Annotated in this window: 9 protein-coding genes and 1 pseudogene; 4 read left to right on the forward strand and 6 right to left on the reverse strand. The window is 70.3% G+C overall.

Annotation, left to right across the window (positions count from 1 at the left end):
* The 4 genes and pseudogenes from AC1DO7_RS15120 to AC1DO7_RS15135 all read right to left on the reverse strand — a co-directional run.
* Positions 1-1359: ATP-binding cassette domain-containing protein (locus AC1DO7_RS15120; RefSeq protein WP_477116289.1), on the reverse strand; the 1359-nt coding region annotated here is incomplete at its 3' end.
* Positions 1360-1627: 268 nt separating this feature from the next.
* Positions 1628-2784 (reverse strand): annotated as a pseudogene (locus AC1DO7_RS15125) (CMD domain protein).
* A gap of 72 nt (positions 2785-2856) precedes the next feature.
* Positions 2857-4338 (reverse strand): NAD(P)-binding domain-containing protein, encoded by a 1482-nt coding sequence (locus AC1DO7_RS15130; RefSeq protein ID WP_441615622.1) that lies wholly within the window; start codon positions 4336-4338, stop codon positions 2857-2859.
* Positions 4335-5414, reverse strand: coding sequence for a LysR family transcriptional regulator (locus tag AC1DO7_RS15135; protein WP_441615624.1), 1080 nt, complete (start codon positions 5412-5414; stop codon positions 4335-4337). Before AC1DO7_RS15135 ends, AC1DO7_RS15130 begins: the two co-directional genes overlap by 4 nt.
* 164 nt (positions 5415-5578) lie before the next feature.
* On the opposite strand from AC1DO7_RS15135, the gene AC1DO7_RS15140 reads away from it, so the two are divergent.
* Positions 5579-7156 carry an ABC transporter permease/substrate-binding protein gene (locus AC1DO7_RS15140; RefSeq protein WP_441615740.1) on the forward strand — a complete coding sequence of 526 codons (1578 nt, stop codon included), beginning with the start codon at positions 5579-5581 and terminating at the stop codon, positions 7154-7156.
* A gap of 6 nt (positions 7157-7162) precedes the next feature.
* Here AC1DO7_RS15140 and AC1DO7_RS15145 read toward each other — a convergent pair whose 3' ends face one another.
* Positions 7163-8593: an aminotransferase-like domain-containing protein gene (locus AC1DO7_RS15145; RefSeq protein ID WP_477116290.1), complete on the reverse strand. Its 1431-nt coding sequence runs from the start codon at positions 8591-8593 to the stop codon at positions 7163-7165.
* Between the two features lie 173 nt (positions 8594-8766).
* On the opposite strand from AC1DO7_RS15145, the gene AC1DO7_RS15150 reads away from it, so the two are divergent.
* From AC1DO7_RS15150 to AC1DO7_RS15160, 3 genes are all read left to right on the forward strand, one after another.
* Complete coding sequence (locus AC1DO7_RS15150; RefSeq protein ID WP_441615628.1) at positions 8767-8952, forward strand: DUF2970 domain-containing protein; 186 nt, start codon at positions 8767-8769, stop codon at positions 8950-8952.
* 231 nt (positions 8953-9183) lie between these two features.
* Positions 9184-10452, forward strand: coding sequence for a cytochrome c (locus tag AC1DO7_RS15155; RefSeq protein ID WP_477116292.1), 1269 nt, complete (start codon positions 9184-9186; stop codon positions 10450-10452).
* Positions 10453-10527: 75 nt separating this feature from the next.
* Positions 10528-12366 carry a flavin monoamine oxidase family protein gene (locus tag AC1DO7_RS15160; protein WP_441615629.1) on the forward strand — a complete coding sequence of 613 codons (1839 nt, stop codon included), beginning with the start codon at positions 10528-10530 and terminating at the stop codon, positions 12364-12366.
* Positions 12367-12373: 7 nt separating this feature from the next.
* Here AC1DO7_RS15160 and AC1DO7_RS15165 read toward each other — a convergent pair whose 3' ends face one another.
* Positions 12374-13615 carry a tyrosine-type recombinase/integrase gene (locus AC1DO7_RS15165; RefSeq protein ID WP_441615631.1) on the reverse strand — a complete coding sequence of 414 codons (1242 nt, stop codon included), beginning with the start codon at positions 13613-13615 and terminating at the stop codon, positions 12374-12376.
* Positions 13616-13666 lie beyond the last annotated feature (51 nt).

The following is a 13666-nucleotide window of genomic DNA, read 5'->3' on the forward strand; positions in this document are numbered from 1 at the left end:
GCCAAGGCCCACGTCGTCGAGGATGGCGGCAATGCGGCGCGCGCGTTCGGGGCGCTCGCGCACGCCGTGGATGGCCAGCGCGTGGCCGAGGATCTCTTCCACGCGCTGGCGCGGATTGAGCGAGCCGTATGGGTCCTGGAAGATCAGCTGCACGCGCCGCCGCCACGGCAGCAGGGCGGGCGGCGCCAGCGCCAGCAGGTCCTGGCCGGCGAACAGCACGCGGCCGGCATCGGCCTGCGCCAGGCGCACGATGGCGCGCGACAGGCTGGACTTGCCGCAGCCCGATTCGCCCACCAGGCCCACCGTTTCGCCGGCGGCGATGTCGAGCGACAGGCCGTCCACCGCGCGCACGCGCTGGTGATCGTCGCCGGGGTAGCTTAGCGTCAGGTCTTGCACGCTGAGCAGTGGCATGGCGGCCGCCGCAGCGCGCGATTCGATGCGCCGTGGCGCGGCGGGCGGCGTCACCAGCCGGAAATCGCCGTCGCTCCCGGCGCGGATCTCCGCCAGCCTGTCGCGGCTATAGTGCAGCCCGCCGGCGACGTGCAGCGAGGCGCCCAGCAGGCCGCGCGTGTAGGCATGAGCCGGCGCGGCGAACAAGGTTCCGGTGGCGCCTTCCTCCAGCTTGCGCCCGCCGTGCATCACCGCCACGCGGTCGGCGTAGTCCGCCACCACGCCGAGGTCGTGCGTGATGAGCAGCACCGCCATGCCCAGCGTGTGGCGCAGGCTGTCGATCAGGGCCAGGATCTGCGCCTGGATGGTGACGTCGAGCGCGGTGGTGGGCTCGTCGGCGATCAGCAGGCGCGGGCCGCAGGCCACCGCCATGGCAATCATCACGCGCTGGCGCTGGCCGCCGGAGAATTCGTGCGGATAGGCGTCGAAGCGCCGCGCGGGTTCGGGCAGGCGCACCAGTTCAAGCAGCTCGATGGCGCGCGAACGCGCGGYACGGCGCGACAGCGGCTGGTGCAGGGTGATGGCCTCGGCTACCTGCTGGCCCACGCTGAGCACCGGGTTCAGCGAGGTCATCGGTTCCTGGAAGATCATCGACACGCTGCGCCCGCGCTCGGCGCTCAGCGCGCGCTCGCCCAGGCCGATCAGTTCGCGGCCGTCCAGGCGCACGCTGCCGGTGCTGCGCGCATAGGCGGGCAGCAGGCCCATCAGCGCCAGCGCGGCGCTCGACTTGCCGCAGCCGGACTCGCCCACCAGCGCCAGCATCTCGCCGGCGGCGAGCTGCAGGTCGAGTCCCTGCACGGCGTGCTTGCCGGGAAAGTGCACATCGAGCCCGCGCACGGCGAGCAGCGGCGCGGCTATGCTGGCGGCCGGGGTGGCATCGGATCGGGGAGTCTGGGCAGGAAAAACCATGCGTGCATTGCAGCATGGCACCCCGCGGTCTTCCCACGAATATTTGCGTAGATGCTTACTCGGATATGCGTTTGTGGCTGCCGGCGCGCTGTGCTAGCGCGGCGCGGCGCAGGGCGCGCAACCCCCATGGCGCCTGGGCTGGCGGGACGGGCGTTGCTTGCGTGGCGGCGCTCGCGCACCTGGGCGGCGCGGCGGCGCCTGCTGGCGGGCATGCAGTTTGCGCGCGCCATGTTGGCAGGCGGGCAGCGCGTGCCCGCCCCCGGCCAGCCTAGGCGGCTTGCGGCGCCGGGAACACCGGCTCGCCCAGGTTCAGCATCAGGCGGTTGGCCCACGCGAAGATGGCGATCGAGTGGATCAGGTCCAGGATCTCGGCGTCGCTTACGCCCACTTCGCGCAACGCGCGCAGGCTGTCGGCACTGACTTCGTCGGGCTGCTCGGTCAGTTCGATGGAGAACTTCGCGATGGCCTGCTCGCGCGCGGTGGTGCCGGCGCCGCGCGGGTCTTCGAACACCTGGGCGATCACGTCGTTGCGCTTGGCCAGTTGCTCGAAGCGCTGGGCATGGACCGAGGCACAGTACACGCAGCCGTTGACGCGCGACACCACCGTGCTGGCCAGCTCGCGCTCGGCGCGCGCCATGCCGCCGGGGGCGTACATGATGGCGTTGAAGGCGGTGGAGCGCTGGCGCAGGATCTCGGGCTGGTGCACCAGGAACAGGTAGTAGTCGGATACCTTGGCCTTGGGGTGGCTTTCCTCCAGCACCGCGATCTGTGCGGGCGTGGCCTGGTCCAGCCGGGCCACAYCCAGCCATGCCTTCCAGTCGAGCACTTCGTTGGTGAAGCCGTGGGCCTTGATGGGTGCGTTGGCGGGCAAGTTGGCGGACAAGTTGGCGGGCGCGCTCATGCTGCGTTCTCCTCGGCTTGCAGGGTCTTGAGGGCCTTCAGGCCGGCCACCAGCCGCACCTGGTAGGACAGGAATGCGATCAGCTGCGCCAGCGTCACCACGTCCGGCGTGGACAGGCCCGCCGCGGGCAGCGTCCTGAGCGCGGCTTCGTCGCCGGCCACCGGGTTCTCGATCAAGGTGCGGGTGAAGGCCAGCATGGCGCGCAGGCGCGCGTCGGCCAGCGTGGCTGGATCACCATGTCCGGCGGCTTCGATCAGTGCGGCGTCGGCGCCGGCTGCCTCCAGGCGCTGGCGGTAGTGCGCGGCCAGTTCCGGCGAGGGCGTGAGGCGTGCCGCATAGAGCGCGACCAGCAGGCGCTCGGCCAGCGGGAGGCCGGGCAGGGCGGGATCGAACAGGGCATCGTAGCTGCCCTGGGTGGCGGCTGCTACCTTGTCGCGCTGGTGGCGCAGCGCATGCGTGGCGGAGCCGGCCGCGATGCCGGCCACGCGGTCGACCACGTCGGGATTGGGGTTGGCTTGGGTCATGACCTTGTCTTCGTCTCGGTTCGGTTGACGGTTTCGTTCTGGCTCGGGAATCGGTTGGTCCGGATGGCGGGATCAGCGCGCTGGCGGCGGGTCGGCGGCCACCCATTCGTCGCCGAAGACCTCGGGCTCGGCAAACGCCTCCAGATTGGCGTAGTGCGTCTCGACGTCTTCCTGGTAGAGCAGCGCGGCAATGCCCTGGCCGAGCCGCCTGGCGCCATCGCTGATGGCCGGGATGTCGCCCGACACGGTGCCGTGCGTCAGTGCCGCGGGGTAGTTGAAGCAGTGGATGCGCGACAGCCCCGGGCAGGCGCCCGGCGTCGTCTCCAGGAATTCGAAGGCGGGGCCGAGGTCCGGCGAGTCCGACAGTTCCTGGTCTTCCTGCCCCGCGCGCGGCGCGTAGCGGTCGCGCCAGTAGCGGATATGCGGGGCGAAGGCGGCGAACTCGTCGCGGCTCTCGAGCGCGATGCGAAAGCCCGTGGAGAACACCAGGAAGTCCAGCTCGAACACGCCCCTGGACGTATGGACGCGCAAGGTGTCGCCGGCCTGCTCGATGCGCCCGATCGCGCAGCCGAGGTTGAAGCGCGCGTTCGCGTGGCGCGACACCCGCTGGGTGCTGCCGCGCGGCGGCGGTACCTGCTGCACGTTGATGTAATGGCGGATGCGCCATTTCCATTCGTCGGGCAGCCCCGGATAGCCATGCGTCATGCCTGCGTTGCCGGCGCCTTTGCCTTTGTTCACGCGGGGGATGTCGGCGCGGCGGATCAGCAGGTCCACGCTGGCCGCGCCCGCTTCCAGCGCGGTGGCGGCGCTGTCCATGGCGGATGCGCCGGCGCCTATCACGCCCACGCGCTTGCCGCGCAGCGTGCCGTAGTCGAATTCGTCGCTGGAATGCGCCCAGCTCGCGCGCGGCAGCGCTTGCGCGAAGGGTGGCACATAGGCGCCGCCGAGGCCGTCGCGGCCGGTGGCCAGCACCACGCGGCGCGCCAGCACGGTCTGCATGCCGTCAGGGGTGCGCATTTCCAGCGCCACCAGCCCGTCGGCGCGCGGCAGCACGCGCGCCACGGTGTGCGCGTTGCGGATATCGAGTTCGAGCACGCGGCGGTACCAGCGCAGGTAGTCCATCCATTGCAGGCGCGGGATCTTGTCCAGCGCCTCCCAGGCCGGCGTGCCGAACTGCGCTTCGAACCAGGCGCGGAAGGTCAGCGCGGGCAGGCCGAGCGCGGGGCCGGTGAGCTGCTTGGGCGAGCGCAGCGTCTCCATGCGCGCGGTGGTGGCCCACGGGCCTTCGAAGCCTTCGGGCGAGCGGTCGAAGATGCGCACCGCGATGCCGAGGTGCTTGAGCGTGGCGGCCGCGGCCATGCCTGCCATGCCGCCGCCGACCACCGCCACGTCGAGCACCGGCTGGCCCTGATGCGTGCGCGCGGGAACCCACGCTTTGGCGGGCAGCTCAAGCCAGGCCAGGTCCTGACGTAGGCGTGCTTCCAGTGCGGCCAGGCCTTGGGCGGCGCCGGCGGCGGCCGGCCGGGCCGGGGTGATGTCGGCAGTCAGGGTCATGATTCGTTCGTTTCCGTATCTTGGGAGGCGTGCGCGTCGTCGGCGGGGCCATAGAGCGCTTGCAGCAGCGCGCTATGCTCTTCGGGGCCGCGCTGCGTGAAGTCGGGAAGCAGCGCGCGGGCTGCATCGGCCAGGGCGTCGATCAGCGCCAGCACCGCCGCGCTGGCCGGGCGGCCCTGGGGCGTGATCACGCCGAAGTAAAAGGGAATGTCGGTATCGATCGGGCGCACCACGATGTCGGCCAGCGGCACGCCGCGCGCGGTAACCGGCTCCAGCACGGCAATGCCCAGGCCGGCACGCACCGAGGTCAGCGCATTGAAGGACGAATTGGTATTGATCAGTGCGGCCGGTGTCACCCCGGCGCGGGCAAAGCCTTCGTCCACGCGGCGGCGCAGCCGGTAAGGGTTGTGCATGGTGATGATGCGCCGGCCGCTGCAGGCCGACAGTGGAATCGCAGCCAGCGCGGCGAGCGGATCGTCGGCGCGCACCGCGGCCACGCAGGCGGCCTGTCCGATCCAGTGCACGGTCACGCCGCGATGCTCCAGCGGCAGGCTGGTGACGCCGATCTCGGCGGCGCCGGTCAGCACCGCATGCACGACCTTCTCGGGGAACAGGCTATCGATATGGATCTGGCTGGACTGGCCCGCTACGCCATGCGCGCCATACGTACCGTGCGCGGGATGGCCGGCCTGGTTTGCGGCCTGGCCCATGGCCTGGCCCACGGCGTGATCCGGCAGGCGCCCGGCGAGCGCCAGCGGCAGCAGCCCGGCCGCCAGCGCCGGCGTGGCGGCGATATGCAGCGGCCGGTTCGCGTCGCGGGCGATCTCGTCGGCCCGGGCACGGATCTGCTTCAGGCCCACCAGCGCATGTTCCACGTCCTCGTACAGCAGGAAACCACGCTCGGTCGGCGTCACGCGCGGCCCGCTGCGCACGAACAGCGCAAAGCCGATCTCGGCCTCCAGTTCCTGGATCAGCCGCGTGATGACAGGCTGCGAGCGGCCCAGCAGGCGGCCAGCAGCCGTGATGCTGCCGCTGGTGATGACTGCCGCGAAGGCTTCCAGCTGCCGGATTTCCATGGTTTGGCACGATGTATGTGGTTTTAGCATTCTCCATCGTTAAGTATTCTGATTGCAAATACTATTTTTGCATTCCTTCGTGCTACGACAGATGGCCGAGGCGCCGCATGGGGCGAGCACGTATCATGCGATCAACCGACGTCGCCATCCGCATGCCGCCGCTCATGGAAAGCCTGCCTTCGACACCGCAACCTTGTTTCGCCCGCCGGTATCCATTGCGGCCCCGGCTGGCGCTGGCCTTGTGCTGGGCGCTGGCGTGGCTGGCATTGTTGGCGCCGGTGCGCGCCGATACGCTGCGGGTTGGCTCCAAGCGCTTCACCGAGTCCTATATCCTCGGCGAGATCCTCAGCCAGACCGCGGCCGCCCACGCCAGCACGGAGAACACGCCTGGCCTGGGCAACACGGCGATCGTGTTCGAGGCGCTCAAGAGCGGCAGCATCGACCTCTACCCGGACTACACCGGCACCATCGCCAGCGAAATCCTCAGGCTGCCGGCCGGCGCCAGCCTCGAGCAGATCAACCAGGGTCTGGCGCCGCTCGGCTTGGCGGCGGGCATCGCGTTCGGCTTCGAGAATACCTACGCGGTGGCCATGGCAGGCGCGAAGGCGGGCCGGCTCGGGCTGGCGACGCTGGATGACCTGGCCGCGCATCCCGATCTCCGCCTGGGGTTGTCGCACGAGTTCCTGGGCCGCGCGGACGGCTGGCCCGGCCTGGCCCGGCGCTACGGCCTGCGGCAGCGGCCGCTCGGGCTGGACCACGGCGTGGCCTACGAGGCGCTGGCCAGCGGACAGGTCGACGCGATCGACATTTATTCCACCGACGCCAAGATCCGCAAGTACGGGCTGCGCGTGCTGGCCGACGATCGTCACTATTTCCCGCGCTATGACGCCGTGGTGCTCTACCGGCGCGACGTGCCGCAACGATTTCCCGGTGCCTGGCAGGCGCTCGAAGGGCTGGCCGGCAAGATCAGCACGGCGGACATGATCGCCATGAACGCGGCCGCCGAACTGGACGGAAACTCGTTCGTCACCGTGGCGCGCAATTTCCTGGCGCGCGGCATCGGCGGCGTGGAGGCGGGCGAGACGGCGGCGGGCGCGCGCGCCGGGCTCGCCGGCACACTGTTCAGCCGCGACACGCTGAACCTGACATGGCGCCATCTGGGGCTGGTGCTCGGCGCGGTGGGCGCGGCCACCTTGCTGGGCGTGCCGCTGGGCATCGTGGCGGCGCGCCGGCCGCGGCCGGGGCAGGCGGTGCTGGCGCTGGTCAGCGTGCTGCAGACGGTGCCGTCGCTGGCCTTGCTGGCGATGCTGATCCCGCTGATGGGGCGCATCGGCGTATGGCCTGCGCTGGTGGCGCTGTTCCTCTATGCGCTGCTGCCCATCGTGCGCAATACGCTGACCGGCCTGCGCCAGGTGCCCGCCGGCATGCGCGACGCGGCGCGCGCGCTGGGCTTGCGGCCCGGCCAGGTGCTGCGCTATGTAGAGCTGCCGCTGTCGATGCCGGTGCTGCTGGCCGGCGTCAAGACCGCCACCATCATCAGCGTGGGCACGGCCACCATTGCGGCCTTTGTCGGCGCCGGCGGCTACGGCGAGCGCATCGTCACGGGGCTGGCGCTGAACGACGACAGGCTGCTGATGGCCGGTGCGATCCCGGCCGCCGTGCTGGCGCTGGTGGTGCAGGGCGGCTTCGAGCTGGCGGAGTGGTACCTGGGCCGGCACGGACGCACCGGCAGCAGGCACTGAGCAGCGCTATCGCTGAAGCTGAAGCTGGGCCTTGGCCAGCGCGCCGAGCGTCGCCACCGCGTTCTCCACCGCATCGCTCCAGAGATGGCCGTAGTTCAGCCGGATGCAGTTCCGGTAGCCCTGCCGCGCCGAGAAGATCGGCCCCGGCGCGATGCCGATGCCGTGCTCCAGCGCCGCGCGGTGCAGGGCGAGTGCGTCGAAGCCCTCGGGAAACTCGACCCAGAGGAAGTAGCCGCCGTCCGGCTGCGAGACCCGCACCGATTCCGGAAAGTGCCGGCCGATCGCCGCGATCAGCTGGCCTTGCTGTATTTCCAGCACATGGCGCAGGCGCCGCAGGTGCTTGTCGTAGCCGCCGTTCTGCAGGTATTCCGCCAGCGCCACCTGGGTCGGCACGCCGGCCGACAGCGTGGTCATCAGGCGCAGCCGCTGGATGATATCGCCGTAGCGTCCCGGCGCCACCCAGCCCACGCGGAAACCCGGCGCCAGCGTCTTGGAGAAGGAGCTGCAATGCATCACCAGGCCTTCCTGGTCGAAGGCCTTGGCGGGCAGCGGACAGCGGTTGCCGAAGTACAGCTCGCCATACACATCGTCCTCGATCAGCGGCACGCGGTGGCGTGCCAGCAGCGTCACCAGCGCCTGCTTGCGTGCTTCGGACATGCTGGCCCCAAGCGGGTTCTGGAACTGTGTCATGAACCAGCAGGCCTTGATGGGGTGGCGCTCGAGGGCATTTTCCAGCGCCTCGAGATCGATGCCTTCGCTCGGGTCCACGGGGATCTCCACCGCGCGCAGGCGCAKGCGCTCCAGCGCCTGCAGCGAGGCGTAGAAGCCTGGCGATTCGATGGCCACCACGTCGCCGGGCTGGGTCACCGCCATGAGGCACAGGTTGAGCGCCTCCAGCGCACCGCTGGTGACGATAATCTCCTCGGTCGGCTGGGGCGCGSCCGCGCCGAGGTAGCGCAGCCCGATCTGCTGGCGCAGCGCCAGATGCCCGGCCGGCATGTCGTTGACCGAATACCACGGATCGAGCTCACGGCCGGCGCGCGCCAGCGACTTGCCCAGCCGCTCCCACGGAAACAGCTCGGGCGACGGGAAGGCCGAGCCAAGCTGGATCAGTTGCGGATCGCGGGCGGCGTCCAGCACGGAGAACACCAGCTTGGAGATATCCACGTCGGTGGAGACCTGGTGCGTGCGCCGCACCGCGGTCTGCGGCAACGGCAGCGTGCGTCCGACCGGGCCGGTCACGTAGTAGCCCGAGCGCTCGCGCGCCCGTACCAGCCCACGCTCTTCCAGCCGGTAATAGGCCTGGAAGGCGGTGGCCGGACTCACGGCGTACTGCGCCACCGTCTTGCGGATCGACGGCATCTTGGTGCCGGGCGGCAAATTGCCGTTGCGGATGTCCCTGGCCAGCGTCTCCGCCAGTTCTTCGTAGCGCTTCATGGGTTGGGCAACAGCCGGGTGGTCCGGCGGGCTGTCAAAACTGATACGCAAAATTATCGCAGATCTGATGCTGTTATTGCTTGCCGGCAACAGCCATAATCCGTTCCAACCCGTAAAGGATTTGCACCCGGATCTCCCCTCGGCGGCCGGACGTACAAGGAAGGAAAAGCAAAATGAACCCCTTGAGATTGGTGACCACCGTGTTGTGGGGATTCCTCGGCCTGCGCCGTGGCGAGGAGCATATGCGCGACTTGCAGGCGGTGCGGCCGGTGCCGCTGATCCTGACCGGCGTGGTGCTGGCGGCCGGGCTGGTGCTGCTGTTGCTCACGCTGGCGCACTGGGCGGTGACGCACGGCTGAGCGCGTGGGTTTCGTGCCCGGTCGCGCGGCCAGCGCACAGACTTGCCCGCCGCGTGCGGGCTGTGCTGCGTTGGCCTGCCGGCAAGCGCGCCGTGTGYAATGGTGCGGACAACGATACATGACGACATGAGCCTCATCCCCGGGCGGCCCGCCGCTGCCAACGGTTACATCAGCGACATCAGCTTGCTGGCCGGCGGCCTGCGCAAGAACGTTCGCCGTGCCCTCGGCGCCATGCTGCTGCTGGCATCGTGCGCGGGCCTGGCGCCGCTCGCCGCCGCCCAGCCGGCGGACACCGCGAAGATCGAGCGCGGCCGCTACCTGGCCAAGGTCGCCAACTGCGCGGCGTGCCACACCAGCCCCGGCGGTGCGCCGTTTGCCGGCGGGCTGCCGCTGCGCACCGGGGTGGGCACCRTCTWCTCCACCAACATCACGCCCGAGCCCGATACCGGCATCGGCGCCTATAGCCTGCAGGAATTCGATCGCGCACTGCGCCAGGGCGTGGCGAAACATGGCAAGCGGCTTTACCCGGCCATGCCTTATCCGTCCTACGCCAGGCTCGATGAGCCCGACGTGCAGGCGCTCTATGCCTACCTGCGCGCCGAGGTGAAGCCGGTGCGCAGCGAAACCGCCGAGCCCGATATGCGCTGGCCATTCAATATGCGCTGGCTGCTGCGTATCTGGAACTGGCTGTTCCTGGAGAGCGGGCCGGTGCACACCGGCACCGGCCAGAGCGCCGACTGGCAGCGCGGCGCCTACCTGGTCCAGGCCGTGGCCCACTGCGGTGCCTGCCACACGCCGCGCGGCACGCTGATGGCTGAACGCGGGCTCGACGAGCGCAGCCGGCATTTCCTGGCCGGCGCCAGCGTGGACGGCTGGGCCTCGACCAGCCTGCGCGGCGATCCGCGCACCGGGCTGGGCGGCTGGTCGCGCGAGGAAATCGCCGAGTACCTGCATACCGGGCGCAACGCGCACGCCACCTCGTTCGGGCCAATGTCCGAGGTGATCGCGTCGTCGACGCAGTTCATGAGCCGGCCCGATCTCGACGCGGTGGCGACCTACCTCAAGTCCATCCCCGGCGCGCGCGACGAAGCGCCATACCGCTACGATGCCGGCACTGCCGACCGCCTCGCCCAGGGCCGCTTCGATACCGCGGGAGCGCGCCAGTACGCGGAGTTCTGCATGCCCTGTCACGGTGCGGGCGGCAAGGGCTTCGCGCGGGTGTTCCCGCCGCTGGCGGGCAATCCCACCGTGATGGACCCGGACCCGTCGGCGCTGGCCAGCCTGCTGCTCGACGGCGCCGTCACGGCCCAGGTGGGCACGGCCGCCACCGACTACCACATGCCCGGCTACGGCTGGACGCTGGACAACCAGGAACTGGCCAACGTCCTGACCTTCATCCGCGGCGGCTGGGGCAACAACGCCAGCCCGGTCAGCGAGGCAACGGTGGCCGCGCGGCGCGCCGAACTCGGCCGCCACAAGGAAGCGATGAGCGGGCGCTGAGCCCGCGCCACGCCCGGGCACGCGAAGAGCAAAAGACCGGCATGACCCCGACCCCGACATGACCCCGACCCCGACATGACCATTACGCGCAGGGATTTCCTCAACGGCGCCGCGCTGACCATCGCCGCTGGCCTGGCGCCCGCCCAGTTGCTGCAGGCCGCCGAGCGCGGCGCGGTCTATCCGCCGGCACTCACGGGGCTGCGCGGCAACCATGCCGGCACCTATACGCTGGCGCACAGCCTGGCGCGCGAGGGCGCCAAATACCCCGGCGTGCTCGCGCGCGAAGTGTTCGACCTGGTGGTGGTGGGCGGCGGGCTCAGCGGGCTGGCGGCCGCGTGGTTCTACCAGCGCCGCTTCGGCGCCGGCAAGCGCATACTGATCCTCGACAACCACGACGATTTCGGCGGCCATGCCAAGCGCAACGAGTTCACCGTGCGTGGGCGGAAGCTGGTTACCTATGGCGGCAGCGCCGAGATGCCCTCGACCGCGCTGGATAGCCGCGCCGTTGCCACGCTGCTGGCTGGCCTTGGCGTCGAGACGAAGCGCCCGCCGCCGGTGGCGCGCGATCCCTACCGTGACCTCGGCATGGGCCGTGCGGTGTTCTTCGACGCCGAGCATTTTGGCCGCGAGCAACTGGTGGCCGGGGATCCCTTCGCCGAGCTCATCGACGCGCGCAACGCGGGGCGCGCGCAGCCGCCCTCCGCAGATGCGCTCAAGACCTTCCTCGACAAGGCGCCGCTGCCGCCGCAGGAGCGCGCCGCGCTGGCGCGCCTGGCCGATGGCGGCACGGATTTCCTGCCCGGCATGAGCGATGCCGAGCGGCTGGCCTATCTCAAGCGCACCCCGTACGCCGTCTTCCTGCGCGACAAGGCGGGCCTCGGCCTGGATGGCCAGCGCTTTTTCCGCAGCCGCAGCAACGACGCCTACGCGCTCGACGCGGACGGCATCTCCGTGTTCGACGCGCTCGGCATCGGCCTGCCGGGCGGCAAGAACATGCCGCCGGCCAGCCTCGATCCGCGTCTGGGCAAATCGGCCGCCTCCACGTTGTGGTTCCCTGATGGCAACGCCTCGCTGGCACGCCTGCTGGTGCAGAGCCTGGTCCCTGGCGTCGCCAGGGGGGCGGGCCCCGAGGCCATCGGCACGGCGGCCTTCGACTACAGCCGGCTCGACACCGACGACGCCACGGTCCGGGTGCGCCTGAACAGCACCGCCATCGCCATCGAACCTGACCAGCGCATCACGCGCGTCACCTACGGCTGGAACGGCAACCTCCACCGCGTGGAAGCCGCGCACGTGGTGCTGGCCGGCTACAACATGATGATCCCGTTCATCATGCCCAGCCTGCCCGAAGCCCAGAAGCAGGCCCTGCGCTCGGATGTGAAGGCACCCGTGGTCTACAGCAAGGTGGCGCTCGACAACTGGCAGGCCTTTGCCGCGCTCAAGGCGCGCCGGATCCATGCGCCCGCCATGGCCTACACCGACCTGTGGCTGGAAACCCCGGCCGGCGCGCGCCCGTCCGACCCCGTGGTGCTGCATATGCTCTACGTGCCCACCGTGCCCGACAGCGGCATGCAGGCCCGTGATCGCTTCCGCGCCGGGCGCGCCTTCCTCCTCGGCACGCCGTTCGACGCGCTCGAAGCCGGCATCCGCGGCCAGCTCGACCGCATGCTGGCGGGAGGCGGATTCCGGTCCGGCGACGTTATCCGCGGCATCACCGTCAACCGCTGGGCGCACGGCTACAGCTACATGCCCAACAGCCTATACGAAGACCAGGCCGCCGCGCAGGCCACGCTGAACCGCGCGCGCGCCGCCGCGGGCAATGTGGTCATCGCCAATAGCGACAGCGCCGGCAGCCCTTCGATGACGGCGGCAATCGAGCAGGCGTGGCGGGCGGTGGGGGAACTGGGCGGCTGAGGCAGGCCTAGTCCGAAGCATCCGGCGGCGTCGCCGTCCACGCAATGCGGTGGGCTGCCTCCGTCGCGCGGTGGCGCGCATCGTCCTCGGTATGCAGGTAACCGCTGGTGGTGGCGATCGAGGCATGGCCAAGGTTGTCGCGCACGAAGCGCAGGTCTACCTGGCCATCGGTCATATGCGAGCCAGCCGTGTGGCGCAGCCAGTGCGCCGAGGCGCTGGCCAGCAGGTCGGCGCGGCTTTCCCATTCGGGCCCGCGCGTGCGCAGGCGTTGCGCCGCCAGTGCAAACACTTCCTTGAGCACCAGGTGCAGCGCGCCGCGCGATAGCGGGCGCGGTGCGCGCGCCTGCCCGGTCACCGGCAGCACAAGCGGCCGCGCCTCGCCTGGCAGCGGGCTGGGCGGCAGGCCGCAGGCGCGCCGGTAGCGCGCCAGCTCCGCGATCAGCTCATCGGTGGCAGGCACCAGCCGCGTCTTGCCGCCCTTGCCGGTCACTTCCAGCCACCAGCGCTCGACGCCGTGCGCATCGCGCCTGCTGAAGAACGCCCCCATGGTAGTGTCGGCCACCTCGGCCGCGCGCAGGCCCCCCAGGTACAGCACCGTCAGCAGCCAGCGGCAGCGCGCCGCGTGCTGGCGCTCGCGTTCGGTTTGCGCCGGCATGCTTTCGATGGTGTCCTTTACCGCTTGCCACAGTTCGTGGCTCAGGTAGCGCGTGATCCGGGGCTTGGCATGGCCGCGCCGCCGGCGTGCCAGCGAGAGCGGGTTGCCGGCCAGGTAGCCGGCTTCGACCAGCCAGGCAAACAGCGCGTTGATGATCACCAGCGCGTGCCGCACGCTGGCCGGGGAGAGCGCGCCGGCGAAAGGCCGCCAGTCGGGCGCGTCGCGCGCCAGTTTCTTGCGCGACGTCATCACCCAGCGAGCAGCCGGCTGCGGGTCGGCCAGGAAGCGCTCGTACACCAGCAGATCCTCATGCGTCAGCGATGACAGCGGCTTGCCATGCTGCATCACTGCCCATAGCAGCAATCGTTCGGCCTCGCGCCGGTAGCTTTGCAGCGTGGCGGGGGTGCCGCTGTAGCGCGCCAGCCAGGCAGCCACGGCAGCCACGTCATCCTGCGCGGCGATCTGCGGGACGCCGCCACGGGCACGGTTGCTGCCGTCGGCGCCCGATAGCGCGGGAGGCAGGGCGAGTTGTTCCAGCGGCGATGCCGGCAGCGTGGCGAGGGGCAGGGCAGGGACGGAGGCTGGGACAGGCATGAATGGCAATCCATCTGCAGGCGATTCGAGGCGTGATTATAGACAGAAGCT

It is taken from the genome of Cupriavidus sp. 05N40 (assembly GCF_056397305.1).

What these genes read in the sequence shown, in the direction of transcription:
- AC1DO7_RS15150 (WP_441615628.1), top strand. Translation starts at nt 8,767, where the DNA reads ATGAACCCCTTGAGATTGGTGACCACCGTGTTGTGGGGATTCCTCGGC.
- AC1DO7_RS15130 (WP_441615622.1), bottom strand. Translation starts at nt 4,338, where the DNA reads ATGACCCTGACTGCCGACATCACCCCGGCCCGGCCGGCCGCCGCCGGC.
- AC1DO7_RS15135 (WP_441615624.1), bottom strand. Translation starts at nt 5,414, where the DNA reads ATGGAAATCCGGCAGCTGGAAGCCTTCGCGGCAGTCATCACCAGCGGC.
- AC1DO7_RS15160 (WP_441615629.1), top strand. Translation starts at nt 10,528, where the DNA reads ATGACCATTACGCGCAGGGATTTCCTCAACGGCGCCGCGCTGACCATC.
- AC1DO7_RS15165 (WP_441615631.1), bottom strand. Translation starts at nt 13,615, where the DNA reads ATGCCTGTCCCAGCCTCCGTCCCTGCCCTGCCCCTCGCCACGCTGCCG.
- AC1DO7_RS15140 (WP_441615740.1), top strand. Translation starts at nt 5,579, where the DNA reads ATGGAAAGCCTGCCTTCGACACCGCAACCTTGTTTCGCCCGCCGGTAT.